At 70.5% G+C, this 22,627-nt stretch carries 20 protein-coding genes and 2 pseudogenes; 14 read left to right on the top strand and 8 right to left on the bottom strand.

Features of this window, described 5'->3' with window-relative positions:
- Window positions 1-41: 41 nt before the first annotated feature.
- Window positions 42-2,801 (bottom strand): SAM-dependent methyltransferase, encoded by a 2,760-nt coding sequence (locus AB0G28_RS42000; RefSeq protein ID WP_361103046.1) that lies wholly within the window; start codon window positions 2,799-2,801, stop codon window positions 42-44.
- Window positions 2,802-3,349: 548 nt separating this feature from the next.
- Between AB0G28_RS42000 and AB0G28_RS41995 the strand changes: the two are divergent.
- The 6 genes and pseudogenes from AB0G28_RS41995 to AB0G28_RS41970 form a co-directional block, all read left to right on the top strand.
- Window positions 3,350-3,442 (top strand): annotated as a pseudogene (locus tag AB0G28_RS41995) (FAD-dependent oxidoreductase); the annotation flags it as partial.
- Window positions 3,443-3,448: 6 nt separating this feature from the next.
- A pseudogene (locus AB0G28_RS41990) lies at window positions 3,449-3,618 on the top strand (slipin family protein); the annotation flags it as partial.
- Window positions 3,619-3,956: 338 nt separating this feature from the next.
- A complete protein-coding gene (locus AB0G28_RS41985) occupies window positions 3,957-4,640 on the top strand; it encodes a response regulator transcription factor (RefSeq protein ID WP_361103044.1) in 684 nt (227 codons plus the stop codon).
- Entirely contained in the window at window positions 4,637-6,148 is a 1,512-nt protein-coding gene (locus tag AB0G28_RS41980) for an ATP-binding protein (RefSeq protein WP_361103042.1), read from the top strand. Before AB0G28_RS41985 ends, AB0G28_RS41980 begins: the two co-directional genes overlap by 4 nt.
- A 10-nt stretch (window positions 6,149-6,158) precedes the next feature.
- Window positions 6,159-7,364: a hypothetical protein gene (locus AB0G28_RS41975; RefSeq protein WP_361103040.1), complete on the top strand. Its 1,206-nt coding sequence runs from the start codon at window positions 6,159-6,161 to the stop codon at window positions 7,362-7,364.
- A 73-nt stretch (window positions 7,365-7,437) separates the two neighbouring features.
- Window positions 7,438-8,397: a Rieske 2Fe-2S domain-containing protein gene (locus AB0G28_RS41970; protein WP_361103038.1), complete on the top strand. Its 960-nt coding sequence runs from the start codon at window positions 7,438-7,440 to the stop codon at window positions 8,395-8,397.
- 17 nt (window positions 8,398-8,414) lie between these two features.
- On the opposite strand, the gene AB0G28_RS41965 is transcribed toward AB0G28_RS41970, so the two are convergent.
- Window positions 8,415-9,080, bottom strand: coding sequence for a response regulator transcription factor (locus AB0G28_RS41965; RefSeq protein WP_361103036.1), 666 nt, complete (start codon window positions 9,078-9,080; stop codon window positions 8,415-8,417).
- A 530-nt stretch (window positions 9,081-9,610) separates the two neighbouring features.
- Here AB0G28_RS41965 and AB0G28_RS41960 point away from each other — a divergent pair.
- The gene (locus AB0G28_RS41960) at window positions 9,611-10,027 is read left to right on the top strand and encodes a pyridoxamine 5'-phosphate oxidase family protein (RefSeq protein ID WP_361103034.1); all 417 of its coding nucleotides are present in this window, start codon (window positions 9,611-9,613) and stop codon (window positions 10,025-10,027) included.
- Between the two features lie 118 nt (window positions 10,028-10,145).
- Here AB0G28_RS41960 and AB0G28_RS41955 read toward each other — a convergent pair whose 3' ends face one another.
- On the bottom strand, window positions 10,146-10,622 hold the full coding sequence (locus AB0G28_RS41955) for a DUF5980 family protein (RefSeq protein ID WP_361103052.1): 477 nt from the start codon (window positions 10,620-10,622) through the stop codon (window positions 10,146-10,148).
- Window positions 10,623-10,908: 286 nt separating this feature from the next.
- On the opposite strand from AB0G28_RS41955, the gene AB0G28_RS41950 reads away from it, so the two are divergent.
- Window positions 10,909-11,964, top strand: a complete 1,056-nt coding sequence (locus AB0G28_RS41950; protein ID WP_361103032.1) for an AraC family transcriptional regulator — start codon at window positions 10,909-10,911, stop codon at window positions 11,962-11,964.
- On the opposite strand, the gene AB0G28_RS41945 is transcribed toward AB0G28_RS41950, so the two are convergent.
- Genes AB0G28_RS41945 through AB0G28_RS41935 form a run of 3 tightly spaced genes read right to left on the bottom strand, consistent with a single transcriptional unit; the run spans window position 11,961 to window position 15,570 of the window.
- The gene (locus tag AB0G28_RS41945; RefSeq protein ID WP_361103030.1) at window positions 11,961-13,361 is read right to left on the bottom strand and encodes an aldehyde dehydrogenase family protein; all 1,401 of its coding nucleotides are present in this window, start codon (window positions 13,359-13,361) and stop codon (window positions 11,961-11,963) included. The genes AB0G28_RS41950 and AB0G28_RS41945 overlap by 4 nt on opposite strands.
- Complete coding sequence (locus AB0G28_RS41940) at window positions 13,358-14,233, bottom strand: SDR family oxidoreductase (protein ID WP_361103028.1); 876 nt, start codon at window positions 14,231-14,233, stop codon at window positions 13,358-13,360. The genes AB0G28_RS41945 and AB0G28_RS41940 overlap by 4 nt, the downstream gene beginning before the upstream one ends.
- Entirely contained in the window at window positions 14,230-15,570 is a 1,341-nt protein-coding gene (locus AB0G28_RS41935; protein ID WP_361103026.1) for an NAD(P)-binding domain-containing protein, read from the bottom strand. The genes AB0G28_RS41940 and AB0G28_RS41935 overlap by 4 nt, the downstream gene beginning before the upstream one ends.
- Before the next feature lie 223 nt (window positions 15,571-15,793).
- On the opposite strand from AB0G28_RS41935, the gene AB0G28_RS41930 reads away from it, so the two are divergent.
- From AB0G28_RS41930 to ispD, 6 genes are all read left to right on the top strand, one after another.
- Window positions 15,794-16,993 carry an MFS transporter gene (locus tag AB0G28_RS41930; protein WP_361103024.1) on the top strand — a complete coding sequence of 400 codons (1,200 nt, stop codon included), beginning with the start codon at window positions 15,794-15,796 and terminating at the stop codon, window positions 16,991-16,993.
- Between the two features lie 82 nt (window positions 16,994-17,075).
- On the top strand, window positions 17,076-17,297 hold the full coding sequence (locus tag AB0G28_RS41925) for a helix-turn-helix domain-containing protein (RefSeq protein WP_361103022.1): 222 nt from the start codon (window positions 17,076-17,078) through the stop codon (window positions 17,295-17,297).
- Window positions 17,294-17,926: a transcriptional regulator gene (locus tag AB0G28_RS41920; RefSeq protein ID WP_361103020.1), complete on the top strand. Its 633-nt coding sequence runs from the start codon at window positions 17,294-17,296 to the stop codon at window positions 17,924-17,926. Before AB0G28_RS41925 ends, AB0G28_RS41920 begins: the two co-directional genes overlap by 4 nt.
- A 49-nt stretch (window positions 17,927-17,975) precedes the next feature.
- Window positions 17,976-18,845 carry an alpha/beta hydrolase gene (locus AB0G28_RS41915; RefSeq protein ID WP_361103018.1) on the top strand — a complete coding sequence of 290 codons (870 nt, stop codon included), beginning with the start codon at window positions 17,976-17,978 and terminating at the stop codon, window positions 18,843-18,845.
- A gap of 185 nt (window positions 18,846-19,030) precedes the next feature.
- Window positions 19,031-19,459 (top strand): hypothetical protein, encoded by a 429-nt coding sequence (locus AB0G28_RS41910; protein ID WP_361103016.1) that lies wholly within the window; start codon window positions 19,031-19,033, stop codon window positions 19,457-19,459.
- Between the two features lie 211 nt (window positions 19,460-19,670).
- Window positions 19,671-20,387 carry a 2-C-methyl-D-erythritol 4-phosphate cytidylyltransferase gene (ispD, locus tag AB0G28_RS41905; protein WP_361103014.1) on the top strand — a complete coding sequence of 239 codons (717 nt, stop codon included), beginning with the start codon at window positions 19,671-19,673 and terminating at the stop codon, window positions 20,385-20,387.
- Between the two features lie 351 nt (window positions 20,388-20,738).
- Here the strand turns inward: ispD and AB0G28_RS41900 are convergent, their stop codons facing one another.
- Together AB0G28_RS41900 and AB0G28_RS41895 are read right to left on the bottom strand one after the other, a co-directional pair.
- Window positions 20,739-21,350 (bottom strand): response regulator transcription factor, encoded by a 612-nt coding sequence (locus AB0G28_RS41900; RefSeq protein ID WP_361103050.1) that lies wholly within the window; start codon window positions 21,348-21,350, stop codon window positions 20,739-20,741.
- A gap of 23 nt (window positions 21,351-21,373) precedes the next feature.
- Window positions 21,374-22,612, bottom strand: coding sequence for a sensor histidine kinase (locus AB0G28_RS41895; protein ID WP_361103012.1), 1,239 nt, complete (start codon window positions 22,610-22,612; stop codon window positions 21,374-21,376).
- Window positions 22,613-22,627 lie beyond the last annotated feature (15 nt).

Below are 22,627 nucleotides of genomic sequence, written 5' to 3'. Positions count from 1 at the left end.
CTGGCGCAACCGCCACTGCCACCCGAAGCGTCACTTCGCCGTCAACTCCAAGATCCGCCGACCGGATTACCTACCCAACGTTGCTTGATGCGGCAGTAGCTGCCGGCCGGGACGCGGCGGCGGTACTCGGCGAGCAGCGTGTGCGGGTCGCTGGCGTCCGGGATCCAGTGCAGCATGGCCACCATCAGCAGGCCGATCGGTTCGCCGAAGTCCAGCCGGTGCATCTCCGGGTCGGCGAAGATACCGTCCGGATCCGTGAAGTCGGCATGCACGATCGTGGCGTGTTCGCTGGTGCGCAGGAGCATTTTGCTGTGCGCGACGGCGATCGGGTCGCGGTCCACGTAGACGACCCGGCAGCGCGGGTCGATCTCCCCGGCGATCTGGTGGACGTTGCCCACCGTGGGGATCCCCGAGCCGATGTCGAGGAACTGCCGGATGCCCAGGTCCATCAACGTGCGCACGACCCGGACGAGGAACGTGCGGTTGAGCCGGGCGACGTCCCGGATGCCGGGCATGATCTTTTCGGCCTGTTCCGCGGCCTCCCGGTCGGCTGGGAAATTGTGCGCGCCGCCCAGCAGGTAGTCGTAGGTCCGGGAACTGCTGGGTTTCGTCGTGTCGATACCCGGAGGAACCCATTCCGCTGCCCGACGTTGTGTCTCGGCGAGCTCGAGCTGGACGAGGCCGGCCTCGTCCAGTGCGTTGGCTTCACCGAGCCGGTCGCCGAGCTCGCTGTGCAGGCCTCGAGCACGCGCCAGCGTCTTGGCGGCATCATGGAAGCTGCCTAGCAGGCGCTGGAGACGCCCCAGGTCTACCAAGGTCGCGGCTTCGGCGGTGACGTCGCCGGCCGCCTGTTCCGCGCTGAGCACGGCCTGGTGGATGCGGTGGTCATCGAGCCAGTGTCCGTGTTGTTCGAGGAACGGGTGGAAGGCGATCGCCAGCTCGGCCGCCCGCCGTATCTCGCCGTTGGTGGCACCGGAAATGATGCAGGCTCCGATGGTGGTCCGCTCCGCGCTCAGCCAGGCGATCGCCTCGCTTTCGGTCGCGAACTGCCGTGCTGGAATCGGCGCCCGGACGATCAGTTCGAGCCGAGGCGTGGCGCTGTGCACGAAACGGTGCGCCGCGCGGACGGTGTCGATGTAGTGGTCGAGCAGGCGTTCGAACGCGCCCGCGTCCGCGCCCGGGTCGGTGAGCGTCCGGCTGTAGGCGCGGGTCAGGTCGTGCAGGCGATAGCGCCCGGGGGCCGGTTCGTCCAACAGGTGGTTGAGGTACAGCACGTCGAGGTGCTCGCGAGCGGTCTCGACGGTGGTGTCGTCCAGTGCCGCGGCCGCTTCCGCGTCGATGTTGCTACCCGGAAACAGACCCAACCGCCGGAAAAGACGCTGCTGGTGCGGGTTGAGGTCGCGGTAGGAGAGGTCGAACGCGGCGGCCACGCTCCGGTTATCGGCTCGCAGAGTCTTCAAACGGTTGTGGGAACGGGTGAGGTCGCCGGCCAGCTGCCGAGCAGTCCAGCCGGGGTGACAGCGTAACCGGCCCGCCGTGAGCGAGATGGCCAGCGGCAGGTATTCGCACAGTCTCATCAGCTCGTCGACCGCGTCCGGATCGTGCTGCCCGAACGTGTAGCGGTCGAACATCGCGGCTGCGTCTTTGGGCGAGAGCGTGTCCAGGGAGACGCGGCCGGCGTCGGCGATCGATTCGAGCCGTCGTCGGCTGGTGATCAGCACCAAGCTGCCGGTACCGCCGGGCAGCAGTGGCCGGATCTGCTCGTCTCCGACCGCATCGTCAAGCAGCAGCAAGATGCGCTTGCCGGCCATCTTCTCCCGCCACAGCCGGGCGCGGTCATCGACGTCGGAGGGAATGGCCAAGGTCGGGACGCCCCGCAGAAGCAGCAGCGAGGCGAGTGCGTCGGTGGAAGCTACGGCGGGTTGGCCGGCGCTGTGGCCGTGCAGTTCCAGGAAGATCTGGCCATCCGGGAAATAGCGCGCCAACTGGTAGGCAGCGTGCACCGCGAAGGTCGTCTTCCCGACTCCAGGCATACCGTCGACGACGTGAATCGCGGTGCCCAGTGTGTTCTGCTCCGCGGCGGCGGCAACGGTCGCGGTCAGGAGGTGGAGCTCGTCGACGCGTCCGGTGAAGACCGGCACATCCCTCGGCAGCGTGCTGCCTGCGTTACCGGGATCCCCGACTCCGGCTGCGGCCGGCTGCTGCGTTGACCGGACGGTGGAGGTGAGCGAACCGGCCGCGGCGCCTGACGAGTAGGGATGGTCGGGCAGGCTGATCCATCCGGTTGTGGCGGTTTCTTTGACGCTGACCTGGACCGACCGGAAAGCTCCGATGTCCGCGACGGTGCTGTTGCGGACAACCTCGTCGAAGAACCACGCCGAGGTGATCAGCGCCAGCGTGCCCGGTGACTCGGCCAGCGCTGTCTTCAGCGGCGGTGCGTCGAGCAGGCGAAATGTCCGGTTGATTGCGGGGCCGGTCACGCCCTGGTCGTCGTAGGCGACTTCTCCGGCGTGCAGAGCCACTCGCACCCGGATACGTTCCTGTGGCCGGTGAGTTTCGTTGTGCCGGCGCAGCTCCCGTGCCAGGGCGGCAGGCAGAGTCTCCACCAGGGGACCTTTCGAGACTTGCGCTGGTATCAGGACGAATGTGCCGTCACCGGTGTTTTCGTGGCGGCAGTCGAACCACGGAACGCGGGCCTCGTCGAAGGCTCGCCGCAGCGCATGGTCGAGGCCGTCGCGAATCGTCAGCCGGTGTGGCGTCGTCCGGTCCGGATCCCCGTAGCTCTCGATGTCGACCGCCAAGATCGAGCGATGAACGAGTTGTCGTGAATGATTCATTTCACCCCCGCAAGTTCAACGTGAGTTTAGAAGGCCCCCGGCGGAGGTACAGCCCGCCCGCGCTCAGCGGTGCCAACTGCAGGACGAATGGTCGTGTGAGCGTGACCGGCGGCGCTCAATCGACGGCGACCTCGTCACTGCGCTAAATCTGCATAACGGATCTCAGGGAGCCTGTGTTACTGTCGACCCCCCGGGGGCTGGTTCGGCTAACGACTGTTTGGAGATCCCGCGTCCGGCGACGTGTCAAAGGCGCTACGCGCCTGACCGCGGCTACTCGTCTTGATCCACCATCCGTGTGGCCGATCAACTGCGCCGGATACGACGCGGTGGAGAAACGCTACAAACCACACCTCCGTGATTGTCGAATCGATACAACTGCGCGGCTGGATTTTCCCTCAGTATGGAGGTGTCAGGACAACTGCGATGCGGAGGCCGTCGGAAATGATCGGGTCGAGTGAAGTCTCCGTCGCTCGGGTCACCGGCGATCAGGGGGACGCAGGCCGCGAACGGCGATCGTGGTGGGTGCTGGCGTCGTCGGGTTGTCGACCGCGTGGTTCTTGCAGCAGCGCGGGGTCGAGGTGACCGTGCTCGACCGCGACGGGGTGTGGCGGCTGTCCCGGCAGGCGGAGGCTGAGCGGGAACGCCGGGCACGAGTCAAGACACGCCGACGGCCCTTCAGTTGCGGCTGCTCGAGACCGTTGTGGCCGTCGCTGCGGAGAAGAACTCCACTCTCGTGCTTCCGTTCCCGGTCGAACTGCTTCGCTTCCTCGAACAATCATCCGGCGTCTCCATCGACTGGGGGTGCGTTGGACGCACCGAACGCCACATTGGGGCGCAACCCGGGCCGCTGTCGACGAACCTCGGACGCGCGACACCGGCGGTGGACTCCGGGCTGTGCGTGTGGCATCGGCCGACTCCCCGGTGCTCGTGGCGGCGCCCTGGGGCCCAGCCCTCGTTGGGGATGTACTGCGGCCGGATCGTGCCGTAGCGGATGCCGGGGAAGCCGCCGATGGCCATGCATGGGTGAACCAGACGAACCGCGGCGACGCTTTAATCCTGGCTTCAGGTTGATCGGGGAGGATGAGCGGCAAAGCATCGACGGGAAGGGGGCGGGCCGGCGTGCGGATCATGATCGCGGATGACGAGGCGGCCATCCGTGAGTCGCTGGAGCGGGTGCTCCAGGTCGAGGGTTACGACACCAGCACCGTCGCCGACGGTCTCGCCGTGCTCGACGGGGTCGGTGACGACGCGCCGGATCTGCTGATCCTCGACGTGATGATGCCCCGCCTCGGCGGGTTGGAGACCTGCCGGCGGTTGCGGGGTGCGGGCCGGGAGCTGCCGGTGCTGATGCTGACCGCCCGTGACCAGGTCTCCGACCGGGTCGCGGGGCTGGACGCGGGCGCCGACGACTACCTGCCCAAGCCGTTCGCCACCGAGGAGCTGCTGGCCCGGGTGCGGGCCCTGCTGCGCCGGCGCACGCCGGCCGACGGGGAGCCGCAGATCCTGTCGTTCGCCGACGTCCGGGTCGATCCCGACAGGTTCGAGGCATGGCGGGGCGGGCGGCCGCTGCACCTGACCCGGACCGAGTTCTCCCTGCTGCAGGTCCTCGTCCGCAACGCGACCCGAGTCTTGACCCGCGACGCGCTGTTCGAGGCGATCTGGGGCTTCGACATGAGCACCACCGCCAACAACCTCCAGGTGTACGTGAGCTACCTGCGCCGCAAGATGGAGGCCGGGGGCGAGCCGCGATTGATCTACACGCGGCGCGGCCTGGGATACACGTTGCGGGAAACTCCTCCGTGAGCAGGCCCGCCGGCCGGGAACCGCGCCGGCTGACCCGTTGGTGGCGCCGGCGGTCCCTGCGGACCAGGATGACGGTGATCGCGGCGACGGCCATCGCGGTCAGCGTGTTCGTGGCCTTCCAGGTGTCCAGCCAGCTACTGGCCTGGGAGCTGCAGGACACCGCGAAGGACCAGCTGCGCGCCGACTCCCGCGTCCTGGCGGCGAACGCGGAGCGCGCCGGTCTGGCGCAGGCCCAGCTACCGCCGTATCCCGGATTCGGTGAGCTGGTGCGGGTCATCCTGCCCGACGGCTCGGTCCGGACGCCGGCCGGCCAACCCGCGCTGCCCCCGGTCAGCGAGGACGCCGAGCGCGTGGCGCGGGGCGCGTCGGCCGACCTGATGGAGGCGGGCGACAGCGACGACGACGGCTACCTCGTCTACACGCTGCGGGCGGGCGATGGCGCGGTTCAGGTGGCCCGCGTCGCCGATGACAGCCCGCTCAACGAGTTCGGGTTGGGCATGCTGCTGATCGGGCTGCTCTGCGTGGCCGGCGGCGCCCTTGTCGGGCGGACCGTGGCGCGGACCGGGCTGGCCCCGATCGACCGGCTGACCGCCGCCGCGGTCCGGGTCGCGCACACCCGGGATCTCGACGCCGGCATCCCGGACGAGGGAGGTGGGGAGATCCGGCGGCTGATCCGGTCGATCAACGACATGCTCGCCGCGCTCCGGGAATCCCGCCGGGCCCAGCGGCTGCTCGCCGAGGACGCCGCCCACGAGCTCAAGACCCCGCTCACCAGCCTGCGCCTCAACGCCGAGCTGCTGATCCGGCTCGATCGGCGGGGCACCCTGGACAGCGCACTGCCGCCGGAAAGCCGGACCCGGCTGCTCAACGACCTCGGCGCCCAGGTGGCCGAGTTGAGCACCCTGGCCGCCGAGTTGACCGACCTGGCGCGCGGTGACGTCAGCGACGAGAGCACCGAGGTGCTCGACCTCGCCGACGTGGTGGTGGCCGCCGCGACCCGGGCGCGTTCCCGGGTGCCCGACATCGAGGTCGCGCTCGACGTGACCTCCGTGTGGGTGAGCGGGCGTCCCGCCGGCCTCCAACGGGCGGTGCTCAACCTCATCGACAACGCCGGCAAGTGGTCCCCCGCGGACCAGCCGGTCGGAGTCCGGCTCCGTGCCGAGGGCGCGTCGGCGGTGCTCGAGGTCGACGACGCCGGGCCGGGCATCGACGCCGCCGACGTGCCGCGGGTGTTCGACCGGTTCTACCGTGCCGACAGCGCCCGGGCGTTGCCGGGATCCGGTCTGGGGCTGTCGATCGTGCAGCGGGTCGTCGACGCCCACGGCGGCCGCGTCACCGTCGCCCGGTCCGCACGCGGTGGTGCGCTGCTTCGGATCGAACTTCCGGCTGCGTCGATCCCGGGCCGCACCGATGACTCCACTGTGGACAGTCAACTCAGTACCGTGGTACCAACGCCCTCCCCGGAATGCCGACCGCAGTACGATGAAACGGGACGGAATCCGGCCTAGCGTTCAGGTTATGACGAAACCTGATAGTCCACTGCGGAGGCTCGGGGCGCCCGCCATGGCGCTGGCGACGGTTTTCGCTGTCGTCGCCTGCGGGCCGGGCGCCGGCACCAGTGCGGCGCCCGCCGCGGCCGGCTCGCACAGCGCGCACGCGGGCGCGGCATCGGCTCCACCACAGCCGCTGCGCGCCGGCGAGCGGTTCGTCGACCTGAAGATGGCCGAGGCCTACACGCCCGCGCCGCCGGAGGGCGGCGGCACGGACGAGTACCGGTGCCAGGTGATCGATCCGGGCCTGACCAAGGCGGCGTTCCTGACCGGGACCCAGGTCACGCCGGAGAACGTCGCCCTCGCGCACCACGCCATCGTGTACGTGGTGCCGCCGGGCGGCGCTGCCGCGGTGCGTGAGCAGGACGCGAAGACCCCCGGTCCCGGCTGGCAGTGTTTCGGCGGGACCGGCGTGAAGGGCGCCGAAGTGGAAGAGGGGGAGGCGACGTGGGTGGACACCTGGGCGCCGGGCGCCACGGAGACGCTGTTCACCCAGGACGTCGGCTTCAAGCTGGAGCCGGGCAGCCTGGTCATCCTCCAGATGCACTACAACCTGCTCGCGACCGACGGCAAGCCGGGCGGGTCGGACCGCACGGCGGTGCGGCTGCGGCTGACGGACGGCACGCCGCAGACCAGGGAACTCGACACGTTGCCGCTCGACGCGCCGACCGACCTGCCCTGCGCCGCCGGCGAGTCGGGTCCGCTCTGTGACCGGGCGGCCTCGATCGCGGACGTGACGAAGCGGTTCGGGCCGGACGTCGGCGGCACCGCGGACCGGCAGGTGGAGGAGTGCGGCCAGAGCGCGCCGAAGCCCGGCGACACCCAGACGTGCGACCACAAGGTGGAGGCGCCGGCGACGCTGTTCGCCGGTTTCGGCCACATGCACCTGCTCGGTCGGGCCATCAAGGTCGAACTCAACCCCGGCAAGCCGAACGCCGAGGTCGTGCTGGACGTGCCGCAGTTCGACTTCGACAACCAGCGGCTGGTGAAGCTGCCGTCGCCGGTGGAGATCGGTCCGGGGGACACGCTGCGGGTGACGTGTACGCACGACGCGGGGCTGCGCAAACGGCTGCCACAGCTGAGCAAGCTGCCGCCGCGCTACGTGGTGTGGGGCGACGGCACCAGCGACGAGATGTGCACGGGCATCATGACGGTCTCCCCGCGCAAGTCCTGACGAAGCGCCGGACGTGTGTGAGCAGCTCGGAGCTCACACACGTCCGCATTGGACTGATGAAAGGCGGCTTCTCTTGTCCCTCAAGCCTTCCCCTGGCGAAACAACACCACGGGCCGATACGTCACTACGGAGACCTATTTGGGCACTCCTGCCGCTCCGCGTCTTCCTCGGCGGCACGTTCCTCTACGCGGGCCTCTCCAAAATCCTCGACACCCACTACCTGGACCACAGCTCACCCCTCGGCGTCCACGCTCAGATGCTGCACGCCGCGACGACCTCCCCGGTCGGCCCGCTGGTGTCCTTCGCCGCCGATCACCCGACCGTCTTCGGCCTGGTCATCGCCCTCGGCGAGGTCGCTGTCGGGCTGGGTACGCTGCTCGGGCTGTTCACCCGCATCGCCGCGCTCGGCGGGTTTCTCCTTGCGCTGAGCTTCTTCCTCACCGTGAGCTGGACGACCCGCCCGTACTACTTCGGCGCCGACGTCGTCTTCGCAGCCGCCTGGACCCCGCTGCTGGTCGCCGGCGACGCAGGCCTGTTCTCCACGACGGACCGCCTGCGCGCCGCGATACGCCGTCGTCGCCCGCCGAACCACGCCCCGGACGACGCCGAGCGACGCATTCTGCTCTGGGGCGGCCTGATCACCGCGGCGGCCGCTGCCGTCAGCGGCGGCGTTATCGCCCTTTCCCGTCGCACCACCACCAACCCGAAACCAAGCCGGCCGGCAGACCCGGGACCGAACTCCCGGATGGTGATCGCTGCGGTCTCCGCCGTCGCCGTCGGTTCGTCGACAAGCTTCACCGCACCGAACGGTTCCGCCGCATATCTGGTGCGTCCCTCGGCCGACACCTTCATGGCATTCCTCGCCACCTGCACACACCAGGGCTGCCCCATCACGGCCGCCGGTTCCGGCTTCCGCTGCCCGTGCCACGGCTCCACTTTCGACGGCAACGGCCAAGTCACCGGCGGGCCGGCAACGAAACCCCTGACCACCGTGCCGGTGCGGGTCGTCGACGGGCAGATCACCACCGCGTGACCGCGCGAGGTGAAGCGCTAAACCGGCCGGGTGAGTCTCAGGTCGTAGGCGAGGATGACGGCCTGGATCCGGTCCCGGGCACCGATCTTGGCCAGGACCCGCCCGACGTGGGACTTCACCGTCGACTCCGACAGCGTGAACCGTTGCGCGATCTCGCCGTTGGTGAGGCCGCGGCCGATGGCGACGAAGATCTCGCGCTCGCGGCCGGTCAGGGAGCCCAACCGGGGATCCTCCCGCACGGGCCCGCAGAGGTCGTCGCCGAGCCGGTCGGCGAACGCGTCGATCAGCCGCCGAGTCAGCGCCGGCGCGATCACGGCGTCCCCGGCGGCGACGGCCCGGATGCCGGCGATCAGCTCTTCCGGTCGGGTGTCATTCAGCAGGAAACCGCTCGCCCCGGCCCGCAGGGCGGCGAGCGCGTACCGGTCCGCATCGGACGTCGTCAGTACCAGGATCCGCGAACGCCCACCGGCGGCGGCGATGCGCCGGGTGGCCTCGATCCCGTCGGCGCCCGGCACGCGGATGCCCATCAGCACCACGTCGGGACGCAGCTCGGTGGTCCACCGGACGGCCTCGGCGCTGTTCTCGGCCTCGCCGACGATCTCGGTGTCGGGGGTGCTCTCCAGCAGCATGCGAAACCCGAAGCGCTGCAGCGGCTGGTTGTCCACCACGAGCACGGAGATCATGAATGGCTGCCTTTCAGGGTCGCGTAGCCGGTCCTGCTGCCGTAGAGCGCGGCGCGTTCGGCCACGAGACCCGCGTCGCCCGGCGATGCCAACTTCATATCGAGCGAACCTGAAACGACTGTTAAAACGGCGCTCGGTCCGGTTGGCCGGCGGCGTGGGTTCGTCCGGGCGGCCGCAGTCGCAGGATGTCCACCCCGAGTACGAACGTACGTACCCCGAACATCCGGCCGGGTGGACGAAGGCCGTCTCGTCGCTGAGTTCGCCGCCGAACCCGGCTGCCATTCGGCGGGCGGCGAAGAGGCCGAGGGCGCCGGTGAAGACGCGGGTCCCGGCCAGGCGGGGCGGATGATCCGGACGGCCAGGGCGAGCAGGAGCGTGGCGGCGCCGACGACACCTTACGAGTGTCAGTTCGGTCCGGCAAGGCCGGCGGTCGCGGTGACCTCGCCGGCCCTGCTTCCGGTGGTCAGTCGGCGATGTGATCTGGCGGATGGTGCCGTGTCCCGGGACCCGGGTCCTGACACAATGGACCTGTGTCTGATGCTCCGTTGCCAGAAGCTGCCCTGGCCTTTCTCCGCAAGCCGAACCCGGCCGTCATGGCGACGGTCACGTCGACCGGTCGCCCCGTGTCGGTGGCGACCTGGTACCTCATCGAAGATGACGGACTTCTCATGCTGTGCATGAACGCCGACCGGGCCCGGCTGAAACACCTGCAGAACAACGGCCACGTGTCGCTGACCGTGCTTGCGGCGGACGATTTCGGCACGCATGTTTCCGTCCAGGGACACGTCGTGTCGATCAAGCCCGATGAGGGCCTCGCCGACATCGATCGGCTCTCCAGGCACTTCCTCGGCAAGGACTACCCCGCCAGGGAGAATCCGCTGGTGACGGTCCACGTGGCGATCGATCGATGGTTCGGGTGGTCCGGAGGCCGGCCCCTCCAGTACTGACGCAAAGGTCTCCTGTGGCGCGAAGCGGCAGCACTGTCCTGTGTGGACCGGTCCGGTGAGGGTGATCCGGTCCTGCCAGGCCAGTGCTGCCGCGCTGTCGGCGCTTGGTGCCGGGGATTCACCCCCGGTTCATGCAGTCCACCCAGGACTCGGTGGTGACCACGATGTCGGTCGGGAGGGTTTCGGTCACGGTCCCGTCCGACACCCAGATGTGTGCGTGGTACGTCGCCATCGGCACCGACGCCGGTCCTCGCACGCCGACGAACCCGTTGACGTTGATCGAGCCGTCAGGGTTGTGGAAGTTGGAGCCCGGTGGGAGGTAGTACTCGGTGGCGGTCCAGCCGGGAGGCAGGTCGCGCATCCCGAACTCGAGGTCGGTGGTCCACGTCCCGCTCACCACGAAGATGAAGTAAGAGGCGTGGGTACTCCCCTCGGGACCGTATTGAACGCACATCCGGCTGGTCCTGTCGAACTGCTCCAGATGCCACGTCCGGCTCGGCGATGCCGTCTGCGCCGACGCGACGACGGATGTGCCGACCAGGGACAACAGGAATACCGAGGCCAGGACGAGCACCGATCTGGCGATCCGAATCATCACTCTCACTGAATCCCTCCTGAAACCGGCGCGAATACGTATCGGTTCACGCTAACGACCGGATCTCAGAGCTCTCTGAGAATCGTGGTTCGGGTGAGCGGCGTCGCCGGAGAGGTGCTCCGTGACGCAAGACACGTCCGGCCGCTGCCTTCGCCGGCAGCGTCCCCGAGACCGGATGCGGTGCCGATCGCTCCGCCGTGATGCAATGGACAGCGGTACGCAGCACGAGCGATCGCGAGATGGGATCGCCGGGGAGCGAGCTGCTTCGCACAGTGGAGAAGATGCGATGTCCGACACCCCGGTCGCGGCGGAGCTCGCCGGTACCAGGCGCAGCACTTCGGCCACGGTACCGCCGAACATCCTGCGTGCGCTCGCCGCCACCGCCGCGGAGGACGGTGTCGACCTGGGCCCGTTGTTCGCGAGCGTGGGCCTGGACGAGTCCTTGCTGTCCTCGCCCGATCTGCGGGTCTCCTATCGGCAGGGCGCGGCGGTGATCGAGCAGGCCGTGGCACTGATCGGGGACGAGCGCCTCGGGCTGCGGGTGGGCGCTGCGCAGCACCCCACCACCTGGGGCTTGCTCGGCTTCGCGCTGATGGCCAGCGACACCCTGGAGCACGCGATCACGACCGGCGTGAAGTACCAGAACCTCTCGGGAGCGATGCTCGTCTGGTCGGCCGCGTGGGAGCCGGACGGGTTCGTGGTCCGGGTGGCGCTGCCGGATCCGGCGCTGTACCCGGCCGTGGCGGTTTTCCTGATCGAGGAGGCCTTCGCCAGCGCCGTCGCGCTCATCCGGCTCGGGTTCGGCTCGGAGTTCACGCCGGGCCGGGTCGAGTTCGCCTTCGCCGCTCCCGGGGACGCCAAGCCGTTCGACGAGCTGTTCGGCTGTCCGATGGTCTTCGGAGCCGCGCACAACCGGCTCGTCTTCGCGCCGGCCTGGGCGCGCACGGTCCTGCCGGGCCGCGATCCGGTCGCTCATGCCTCGACGCTGCAGCTCCTGGACGGCGAGCTGGCGGAACCCCGGGTCCGCCAGGAGCTGCTGGAGCTGCTGGAGATCTCGATCGCGCAGGCGTTGCCGACGGTCCCGACCTTCGCCGAGCAGGCCCGCCGGCACTCGGCCAGCGAACGGACGTTGCGCCGTCGGCTGGCCGAGTGCGGCACCACCTACGAACAGCTGGTGGACGGCGTGCGGCGGGAGCGGGTCGAGCTGCTGCTCCGCCGGCCCGAGCACACCCTGCGCGACATCGCTCACCAGGCCGGGTTCTCCGACGAGCGGGCGCTGCGGCGGGCGGTCCGGCGCTGGCACGGCATCGGGCCGCTCGAGCTGCGCGACCGGCTCGGCTAGCGGGTCCGGATCCAGACCGTTTTCTCCCTGGTCCACTGGTCGAACGCGGTCGTGGACTTCTCCGCGCCCCCGAATCCGGACTGCTTCCAGCCGCCGAAAGGCGCGGTGAGGTCGCCCTCGCTGTAGGCGTTGACGGACACCACCCCGGCCTCGATGCCGCGGGCCAGGCGCACCGCCGCGTCGAGGTCCCGCGTCCAGACCGACGCCGCCAGGCCGTACGGGGTGGCGTTGGCCAGGCCGATCGCCTCCGCCTCGGTGGCGAAGGCCTGCACGGTGACCACGGGACCGAACAGCTCCTCGGTCAGCACCGCTTCGCCGGCCGGGACCTCGGTGAGGACGGTCGGCGGGTAGTAGGCGCCGTGCGGGTCCAGGCCCCCGGGCAGATCCGGTACGTGCACGCGGGCTCCGGCCGAGCGGGCCGCGTCGACGGCCGCCGCGACCCGGTCCCGGGCGGCCGGGCTGATCAGCGGCCCGATCCGGGTTCCGGGATCCGCCGGATCGCCGATCGGCAGCTTCGCGGCCGCGGCCACGAACCGGGCGAGCACCTCCTCCGCGATGTCCTGGTGGACCAGCACGCGCGAGCCCGCCGTGCAGTTCTGGCCCATCGTCAGGAACGCCGCCTCGATCATGTTCTCGACGAGTTCGTCGCCGAAGCCCAGCGCGTCGGCCAGCACGATCTGCGGGCTCTTGCCACCCATCTCCAGGGACACGCGCTTGAAGTTGGTCTCGGCGGCGTCCGCCAGGATGCGCCGCCCCGCCGCCGTGGACCCGGTGAAGGACAGCGCGCCGACGCGCGGGTCACGGGCCAAGGCGGTGCCGGTGACCGGCCCAGGACCGGTCAGCACGGTGAGCACCCCGTCGGGCAGGCCGGCCTCGGCCGCGAGCCGGGCGAGGTGCAGCGCGGAGCGAGGCGTCGCCTCGGCGGGTTTCAGCAGCAGGCTGTTGCCCGCGGCCAGGGCCGGGCCGACCTTCCAGGCGGCCATGGCCAGCGGGTAGTTCCACGGCAGGATGGCCGCCCCGACGCCCACCGGCTCACGGCAGACGAGGCCGAGGTGCCCGGGCCCGGTCGGGGCGATCCGGCCGAACAGCTTGTCCGCCGCTTCGGCGAACCACCGGATCGACTCGATCGCGCCGGGGACGTCGCCGTCGCGGCACTCGGTGATCGGCTTGCCACCGTCCTCGCAGTCGAGCCGGGCCAGCAGCTCGGCATCGCGTTCCATCAGCCCGGCCAGCCGCAGCAGGACCGCGGCCCGGTCCCTCGGCACACGCCGGGACCAGGTGCCGGAGACGAACACCTCCTCGGCGCGCCGGGTCGCCGCCGCGACCTGCTCCGCGTCGAACACGGGGACGGTCGCGACCTGTTCGCCGGTGGCCGGATTGACGACACGCAGATTCACGCTTCCCCCACCAGTTCCCAGTGCCCGCCGTCGCGGCGGGCCAGTCCCCGGCCGCGCAGCTCTTCCAGATACCGGGCCATGCCCCGCTCGCCCTTCTTGCGGAACAGCGGGATGAGCCGCGGCAGCAGATTCGGCGCCAGCATCGCCAGGCGCACCAGGTAGGACTCGCTCGGTTTCGGATAGACCTCGAGCCTCGGCCGGTCCAGCAGCCGCAGCACCGCCGCCACGACGTCGGCGGGCTGCTGGGGCGGGTCCTGGAACTGCAGGGCGTTGCCGCCGTCCACCGCCTCCTGGCGCAGCATCGGGGTGTCGGTCGCGGACGGCAGTACCGATCCCGCCAGGATGCCCTTGTCCCGGAGGTCGAGGGCGATCGACAGCATGGCGCCGCGCAAGCCGAACTTCGAGGCCGTGTAGATCGGGGTTTCCCCGAGCGGGAAGATGCCGCCCAGCGAGACCGTGGTGACCACCCGGGGGTCGGCCGCGGCCCGCAGCAGCGGGATCGCGATCCTCGTCGTGATCAGCGGGGACAGCAGGTTGAGCTCGATCTCCCGCCGGATGCTCTCGACGCTGCGCACGTCGAACCGTTCGGCGCTGGTCATGCCCACGTTGTTGACGAGGACGTCCAGCCGGCCGTGCGCGGCCGAGACCCGGTCGAACAGTCTCTCCACCGCCGCCCGGTCCAGCAGGTCGCAGCCGATTCCGGTGTGCCCGGAGCCGGGCAGCGCGGCGGCGACCCGCTCGGCGCGGGCCGTGTCGATGTCGGCGACGAGGCACGCTGCTCCCTCGGCGGCGAAGCGGTGGCAGAGGGCGCTGCCGATGCCGCCGGCCCCGCCGGTCACCAAGATCACCTTGTCGCGCAACGGATAGCTCATGGCACGACCACCGGCGTCGGCTGGGCCGCAGGTTCCTGCCCCTGGGTGGGCCAGCCCATCCGGGCGGCGACCTTTCCCAGGTACTCGACGAACGCGCTGCTGTCCACGTACCCGGTGTGCCGGGGTGAGTCGACGAACTTCAGCCCACCGGACAGGTCCGGCCGGTCGGTGCGGATCAGTTCGCCGAATCGGGCGGCGGCCGGCCGGCCACGGCGGTCGTCGTCGATGAATCCGGCGATCAGCTGGGCCTGCGTGTCGAAGAGCTGGTAGGCGCCGGAGTTGGTTTCCACGAAGCCGACGCCGAACAGGCCGCGGTGCTCACGCGAAAACGCTGACAGGTACAGGTCGGGATGCTGCTCGTCGCCGAAGTACTTCTGGGCGACCGGTACTTTGTGGACGTATCCGGTGGCCAGCAGGATGAGGTCGAAGTCGTCGCTGGTGCCGTCGGTGAAGTACACCGTGTCGCCCGCGGTGCGGGCGATCCCCGGCTTCGCGGTGATGTCTCCGTGCTGCAGGTGGTGGATCAGCAGCGAATTGACCGCCGGGTGCGTCTCGAACAGCTTGTGGTCCGGCTTCGGCAGCCCGAGCCGTCGCGGGTCGCCGTTGAGGATGCGCAGCAGGAGCCCGAAGACGCGCTGTTCGAGCCACATCGGCAGCTTGGGTCCGGTGTGCGCCAGCGTGTCCACCGGCCGGCCGAACACGTGCTTGGGGATGAACCAGTAGCCGCGGCGCATGCTGATCACGGCGTGGTCGGCCGAGCGTGCCGCGTCGCAGGCGATGTCGCAGCCCGAGTTGCCCGCACCCACGACCAGCACCCGCTTGCCGCGCAGCTCGTCGGCGCTGCGGTAGGAGACGGTGTGCCGGATCTGCCCGGCGAATTCGCCGGGCAGCTCGGGAACGTTGGGGTGCCACTGCGCGCCGGTGCAGACGACGACCTGCCCGTGCACGCTCTCTCGGCCGTCGTCCCGGGTGACCGTCCAGGTGTGGTCCGCGTTCTTCGCCACGGACTCCACCCCGGCGCCGAACTCGATCCGGTCGGTGAGCCCGTAGGCGTCGGCGAAGGAGCGCAGATACGTGAGGATCTGCTGTCGCGGCGGGTAATCGGCGAAGTGATCGGGCATCGGCCAGCCGCCGAATCCCGACAGCGTCCTGCTGGAGATGAAGTGGGCCGACTCGTACATCGGGCTGCCGGGGTTGTCGATGTCCCACAGGCCACCGACGCCGGTGTGGCGCTCGATGTGCGTGTACGGCAGGTTCCGCTCCGTCAGCGCCCTGGCCACCGCCAGCCCGGCCGGTCCTGCCCCGATGACGCAGGTGTCGTAGGTCGGGTCCGTCACCGGCCCACCTCCTTTTCGCTCTTCGTGGGTGTGAGACGACAGTAAGGAGGTGATGGCGGGAGGTAACGGGTTCTCGCGGCCACAGAGGGGACTCCAGCGGCCACGCGACCCCGGGTGGCCGCGAAGGTCCGCAATCCGGCCGACGGCGCCCTACGCGCCGCGTTCGCGGTCTTCTTACGGTTGCCGCTCAGCCCCTGCAGCACCACGAGAACGAGGACGCGCCATGACTCTGTCCGGTCGAGATCCAGCGCAGGGCAAGGCCGGAGCCCGCCGGGTCACCGCCCTCGTCTTCGCGGCCCAGGGCACCGCGGTGGCGGCGGTGTCGACCACGATCCCGGCCGTCCAAGAGCGGTTCGGCCTGCCCGCCCTGGCCACCACCGCGATCCTCCTAGCCGTCGCGCTCGCCGCCGGCGCGGGCAGTTTCCTGGGGATGGCCACCGTCCGCCGCCTCGGGCCGGTCGCCGCGATGCGGAGCTGCGTCCTGGCCGTGGCGGCCGCACTGCTCGGCATCGCCTGGGCTCCGGACACGACCGTCCTCGTCGCGGCGTACGTCCTGTTCGGACTGTCGGTCGGCGGCATCGACGTCTCCGCCAACACGCGGGCGGCGGCGGTCGAGCGCCACTACGGACACAGTATCTTCGCGTCCTTCTACGCGGTGTGGAGTTGCGCCGGCGTCGCCGCGGCACTCCTGACCGCCGGCACCGGCCGGCTGAACTGGCCCGTCGCGGACACCCTGGTGATCCAGGCCGCGGTCGTCGTCGTACTGGCGCTGGGCATCCGCTCGCACCGGCTGCCCGGCACCACGCCCGGCCGGGCACCCGCCGCGGTGGGCACGAGGAGCTGGGGCAGGCTGGTTCCCTTCGGCATTGTCCTGCTGGTTGCCTACGTCATCGATGCCAGCGTGTCGACCTGGTCGACCGCCTATCTCCACGAGACGCTGGCCGCATCACTGACCGCGGCTCCGCTGGCCTATGCCGCCTACCAGGCGGGCACGGTGCTCGGGCGGGCCGGCGCCGATCGCCTGGTCCGCCGGATCGGACCGGTCGCGGTCGTCTGCTGGGCCACCGCCCTCACCGCCGCCGCGGCAGCGGGCCTCGCGTTCGCGCCCACCTGGCCGATCGCCGCCGCGGCCGCGGGCCTGACCGGGTTGGGCGTCTCGGCGTTCGCACCGTTGTGCCTCGCCTCCGCGGGCCGCCTCCAGCCGGACGCCGCCGAAGCGATCCTCGCCCGCCTGAACCTCTTCAACTACTTCGGCGTCATCGCGGGCGGAGCCGTCAGCGGAGTCCTCGGCTCCGCCGGACAGTTCCGCCTCGCCTACGCCGCCCCGGCCCTGCTGGTTCTCCTCCTCATGGCAACTGCCCGGTCCTTCACACCGTCAGGGCGGAGAGCGGTGCGGTCGGCGGATTCGCCGGTGGTGACGTGACCGCCGAGGTCACGGTGTAGACCGTACGACAAGACAACCCTCGCGCCGACCGAGACCACCACCGGTGTGGAATCATTCCGTCATGGTTTCCCCGTCCCACAACGTCAAGCGAGACGAGCTGGGTGACTTCCTGCGCCGGCGGCGGGAATCCCTCGCACCGGAAGACGTCGGACTCCGGTCGAACGGCCGGCGCCGCACACCCGGGCTCCGCCGGGACGAAGTCGCGGCGATGGCGACCGTGTCGGCCGTCTACTACGAACAGCTGGAGCAAGGCCGCGGCGCCCGCCCGTCGGGGGTGTCTTGAACGGCCTCGCGGGAGCGCTGCGGCTGTCCGTGGACGAGCGCGACCACCTCTACCGCCTGGCGGGACAGGGCGCGCCCGCGACTCGTGATCCCGCGGGCTTCGTCGACGCGGGCCTGCTCAGCGTCCTGACGGCGGTGGAGCGCACCATGCCGGGATTCATCTCCGACGACCTGGGCACCGTCGTCGCGCAGAACCTCCTCAACACCGCGTTGTTCGGCTCGTTCACCGGACGCCCGGGACGGGAGGCGAACCTGGTCTGGCAGTGGTTCACGTCGCCGACGTGGCGCTTCAAGCTGGAGCCCGAGGAACAGCACGAGCAGACCGGTCGCGCCTACGTCGCCGATCTGCGGGCGATCACCGGGCAGCGCGAAGGCGAAACCGACGCCGCCGACCTGGTGGCGGCCCTCCTGCGGGCCAGCGCCGAGTTCGCCGCCCTGTGGGACGACCACGAGGTGTCGGTGCTGCACTGCTCGACGAAGCGGGTCGTCGATGATCGTGTCGGCCGTCTCGACCTGGACTGCGTGGTGCTGCTGAGCCCGTTGTCGCGTCAGCGGATGCTGCTGATGAAGCCCGTGCCGGGCAGCGGAGCCGAAGAACGGCTGGCGTTGCTGGACTCGATACTTCGCTGACGATCACCCCCGTACTCGTTGTACGTGGTTGCGAGGGTGGCCGGTTCTTATGGTCGGCGGGGTGAACATCATTTCTCCGGTGGTGCTCGTGCCCGGTATGTGGCACGGGAGCTGGGCCTGGTCCCTGGTCACCGAACGGCTCGCCGGTCGTGGCGTGCCGTCGATCGCCGTCGACCTCGACGGGCATGGCCTGAAGCGGCATTCGCCGACGGCCCGCTGGGCGCGGCCGTTCGACTCCGCGGCCTACGCCGCCGAGCCCACACCGTCCGCCGGCGTGACGGCGTCGTCAGCGGCGGCGACGTTGGTGGAGCAGCTGCGGCGGATCGGTGGCGGCCGGCCGTGCGTGGTCGTCGCCCACAGCATGGCGGGATGCGTGGCGACCGCCGCCGTCGAAACGGCGCCCGAGCTGTTCGCCGAACTGGTGTACCTGGCGGCGTTCGCCCCGGTCACCGGAGTCGGCGCGGTGCAAAGCCTGGCCACGCCGGAGAACGCGGGCGAACAGGTGTCACGCCTGCTGATCGGCGACGCGGCGGCGATCGGTGCGTTGCGCATCGATCCCGGTGACCGCGCCCGGCATGCCGACATCCGCGACGCGTTCTACCACGACGTCGAGGAGCGCACCGCCGAAGCGGCGATCTCGTTGCTCGGCGACGACGGGCCACTCGGCATCCCTGGCGAGGCGGTTTCTGTTACGCTGCAACGGTTCGGTGCGGTGTCTCACACCTATATCGTCTGCTTGGACGACCGGGCCGTTCCGCTCGCATTGCAGCGGCGCTTCGTCGACGAGATCGATGCCGTCTCGGCTCATGCGACCACGGTCGTCGAGCTGGCGACGTCGCACTCGCCGTTCTTGTCCGCTCCGGACGATCTGGCCGCCGCGATTGCGCTGGTGCACCAGAACGCGGTCAGCGTCCACTGACCTGACCTCGGTTGGCCGGGCGATGCCACGGAGTTCGTCGATGCCGAACCAGCGGCCGCCGCCGTTCACGGGCAAGGCCTGGGGATTGTGGACACTTTCAACCGATCCGGCCCGGGAGCCGTGTCCCCAGTGTGACGACACTTCTCGCGGAGGACGCCCGGCGGGGCGCAGCACAGAGGTGGCTCGTGCGGTACGCCCTCGCGCTCATTGCCCTCGTGCAGGCCGGGCTCGGGTTCGGCGTGCTGTTCCTGCCCGCCGGCCCGCCCGCCGACATGGTGGCCATGCCCGGGATGACGCACCCCGGCGAGCCGGGCTTCGCCGGTGTTCCCTGGAATCTCGCGTTGGGCGCCGGTTTGCTGTGCGTGGCCCTGTACCCCCGGCTGGCGGGCGTCTGGCTGCCGTTCTACTGCGGCATGACCGTCGTGCTCGGCGTCGCCTCGGTGAGCGACCTCGTGCGCGGCCTGCCGATCACCGGGCGGATCTCGACCCACGCCTTGACCGTCACCGGCCTGATCCTGCTGCTCGTCGTCTACCGGCGGGTCCGCCGTGCGGTCCCACGCTCCGCGGTCAATCCAGGCAGAACTCGTTCCCTTCGGGATCGGTCATCACGATGAACCCGGCGCTGAGCGGAGCTGCTGTTGCGGTGTTCCCCCGGCCGCGCCCGGTTCGGCAAGCTGACCCTGGCGGAGCTGTCCGGCGGCACCACGACGGTGTCGAACCTGGGCGGTCGGGCTGACCATCGACCACCGCGTCGCGGACGGGGCGGGCGGACGCCGCCAGGCTGCTCACGACCCTGAGCGAGATCCTGGCATTATGATGCGCCCTATGGTGAAGCAGGCGGCGGCCGTCGTGTTGGCCAGCGGCGCGGGCACGCGCGTCGGGGCCGGGGTCAACAAGGTCTACCTCCCGCTCGCCGGGCGCCGGGTCGTCTCGTGGTCCCTGGCCGCGTTCGCTCGCGTCCCGGGGATCGGGCCGCTGGTGCTGGTCGTCCGGCCGCAGGACGACGAGCTCGTCCGGTGGGTGCTCGACCGCGAGGTCGACGGCGCCGCGGTCGAGGTCGTCCATGGCGGCCGGACCCGGCAGGAGTCCGAGCTGAAGGCCCTCCGCCACCTCGCCGAGCGCATCGACCGCGGCACCGTGGACACCGTGCTGATCCACGACGGAGCACGCCCGCTCGTCAGCCCGACGCTGATCGAAGGCGTGCTCCACGAGGCCCGCGAACACGGCGGCGCGATCCCGGGGCTGCCTGCCGAAAACGTCGCCGTGGTCGCGGACGACGGGGAAACGCTGGCGGAACTCCCGTCGGCGTCGATGGTCCTCGCCCAGACCCCGCAGGCGTTCCGGGCCGCGCCGTTGCTGGAGGCCTACGAGGCGGCCGCGCGAGCGGGGTTCGACGGCACGGACACCGCGTCGGTGATGGAACAGTTCTCCGCGGTTCCGGTGCGGTGGATCCGCGGCGAGCAGGAGAACCTGAAGGTGACCTACCCGCACGACCTCGTGGTCGCCGAACATGTCCTGGCGTCGGTGGACTACCGCAGGTGAGGAACGAGCAGGAGCAAGATCGAACACCCGGCCCTGGAATGCTCCCGGTGCGCCACCGAGACCGCGCAGCTGCCGAAGACGGTGGCCGTCAAGCCGAAAGACCTGCTCACCGACATCAGCCTGGTCTGGGGTGTGGGCCGGCCCGGCGGACGGCCGGCGCGAACGGCCGGCCGGGGACGTCAGCCCGGCAGGCGGTAGCAGGCCCGGCCTCGCCCACGCCGGCCTCGTCATGGGCGAGGCTCACCGCGTCACCGCGCGTTGTCGGCGGCTCGACCCCCGGGCGGCGGGCGTCCGCCGCCGGCCGATGAAACCGGGTCGGTCCATCAGGTGGTTTCCTTGGCTCGGGTGCGGTCAGCTTCGCAGGTAGGTCAGGACGGCGAGTACCCGGCGGTGGCCGTCGGCCTCGGGGAGCTCGAGTTTGGTGAAGATGTTGCCGATGTGTTTGGCCACCGCGGCGTGGCTGATTTCGAGCGTTCGGGCGATGGACGGGTTGTTGTGTCCTTCGGCCATCTGCCCGAGCACCTCCCGTTCCCGGGTGGTCAACCGGTCGAGTGGGTTGGTCGTGCGGGGGCGGTTCAGCAACTGCCGTACCACGTCGGGGTCGATGACGGTCTCGCCGGCCGCGACCCGCGACACCGCGTCGGCGAAGTCGGCGACCTCGCCGATGCGGTCCTTGAGCAGGTAGCCGACTCCGGCCCGGCCGGACGGGCCGAGCAGTTCGGCGGCGTACGCGGTGGCCGCGTACTGCGACAGCACGAGGACCGCCGCGCTCGGGTCGCCGGCGCGGAGGGTCACCGCGGCACGCAGCCCTTCGTCGGTGAAACCGGGCGGCATGCGGACATCGGTGATGACCAGGTCGGGCCGGTGCTCTCGGGCGGCCGCCAGCATCGAGTCGCCGTCGCCGACCGCCGCCACCACGGTGTGGCCCAGTCCTTCGAGCAGGCTGACGAGTCCGGCCCGCATGAGCGCGGCGTCTTCGGCGAGCACTATTCGTAGCGACACGGCAGGTCGATCCGCACTGTGGTGGGTCCTCCTCGTGGGCTGCTGATCTCCAGGGTGCCAGCCACGACGGCCACCCGGTCGGCCAGCCCCCGCAGGCCCGTGCCCCGTGACGGTTCAGCGCCGCCCCTGCCGTCATCGACGATGGTCAGCACCAGCCGTTGCTTCGCGAGTCCGCCACTGATCCGGATACGAGTGGCCGCGGCGTGCCGTACCGCGTTGGTCAGGGCCTCCGAGACCACGAAGTAGGCGGGGGATTCGATCTCGGGCGGCAGCCGGCCGGGCGGGTCGAGGTCGACCTCGACCGGAATCGGACACCGTTCGGCGAGTTCGCGTACCGCCTCGCCCAGCCCGAAATCGGTGAGGATCTGCGGATGGATGCCGCGGATCTGGTCCCGGAGGGTCGTGAGGGCCAGCCGAGCCTGCTCGTGGGCCTCTCCGACGAGTTCACCGGCGCGTCCGTCCGCGTCGGCCAGCTGCCGCTCGGCCAGGCCCAGCTTCATCGTCAGGAGCACCAGGTGTTGCTGCGCGCCGTCGTGCAGGTCTCGCTCGATCCGGCGGCGCTCGGCCTCGAACGAGTCGACCAGCCGGCTGCGTGACCGGGCCAGCTCCTCGACCTGACGGTTCATCTCGGTGCCGGTGGGCGCGAGCAGCCACTTGGCGAAGGCTGCCTGGGCACCGCCGAGCACGCTGATTCCGTACAGGGTGACCACCGTCGCGGGCACCCCGGCCAGCCCGGCCACGGCGCACGCCTGCCCGACGGTCTCGACCGCCCAGGTGCCCACCGCGAAATGAACGTTCAGGCCCAACCCGACCCAAAGCGGCAGCGCCAGCAGGAGGAGGCAGAGGAACAGGACGAGCACCGCGGCGAGGTCGAGGAGCGCCAGCACCGACAGCAGGCAGGCGCAATAGCCGAGTTCGCGCCAGGTGGCGGCCTCGGTCACCCGCAGCCGCACCCACGCCCAGGCGCCCGGGGGCGCGGGTGCGTGCGGGTCGGGGACCGCCGGCGGCTCCAGGAACCCGAGCCGGGTGCGCTCCAGCGCCCCGATCGGTACGCCGACGAGCAGCAGCAGCGGCGGAAACAGCAGCAGCGGCAGGAAGGCCAGCCAGGCGATCGAGATGACCGCCACGCTGCCGACCACATAGGCCAGGCTGCGCCATGGCCATCGCGACAGGACGAATCGGACGGGGTTGCCCGTCATCGCCCGCCACACGCTCGTCGCCACGGTCACGACCCTACG

The organism is Amycolatopsis sp. NPDC021455, assembly GCF_040640995.1.
In the GTDB taxonomy this organism is placed as follows: domain Bacteria; phylum Actinomycetota; class Actinomycetes; order Mycobacteriales; family Pseudonocardiaceae; genus Amycolatopsis.
This window is presented reverse-complemented; position numbering and strand designations above follow the sequence as displayed.

Bases quoted from the DNA above. Each gene is read 5' to 3' on its own strand.
- AB0G28_RS41900 (WP_361103050.1), bottom strand. From the start codon at position 21,350: ATGCGGGCCGGACTCGTCAGCCTGCTCGAAGGACTGGGCCACACCGTG.
- AB0G28_RS41940 (WP_361103028.1), bottom strand. From the start codon at position 14,233: ATGAGCTATCCGTTGCGCGACAAGGTGATCTTGGTGACCGGCGGGGCC.
- AB0G28_RS41975 (WP_361103040.1), top strand. From the start codon at position 6,159: ATGACGAAACCTGATAGTCCACTGCGGAGGCTCGGGGCGCCCGCCATG.
- AB0G28_RS41965 (WP_361103036.1), bottom strand. From the start codon at position 9,080: ATGATCTCCGTGCTCGTGGTGGACAACCAGCCGCTGCAGCGCTTCGGG.
- AB0G28_RS41925 (WP_361103022.1), top strand. From the start codon at position 17,076: ATGGTTTCCCCGTCCCACAACGTCAAGCGAGACGAGCTGGGTGACTTC.
- AB0G28_RS41955 (WP_361103052.1), bottom strand. From the start codon at position 10,622: ATGATTCGGATCGCCAGATCGGTGCTCGTCCTGGCCTCGGTATTCCTG.
- ispD (WP_361103014.1), top strand. From the start codon at position 19,671: ATGGTGAAGCAGGCGGCGGCCGTCGTGTTGGCCAGCGGCGCGGGCACG.
- AB0G28_RS41930 (WP_361103024.1), top strand. From the start codon at position 15,794: ATGACTCTGTCCGGTCGAGATCCAGCGCAGGGCAAGGCCGGAGCCCGC.
- AB0G28_RS41950 (WP_361103032.1), top strand. From the start codon at position 10,909: ATGTCCGACACCCCGGTCGCGGCGGAGCTCGCCGGTACCAGGCGCAGC.
- AB0G28_RS41915 (WP_361103018.1), top strand. From the start codon at position 17,976: ATGGTCGGCGGGGTGAACATCATTTCTCCGGTGGTGCTCGTGCCCGGT.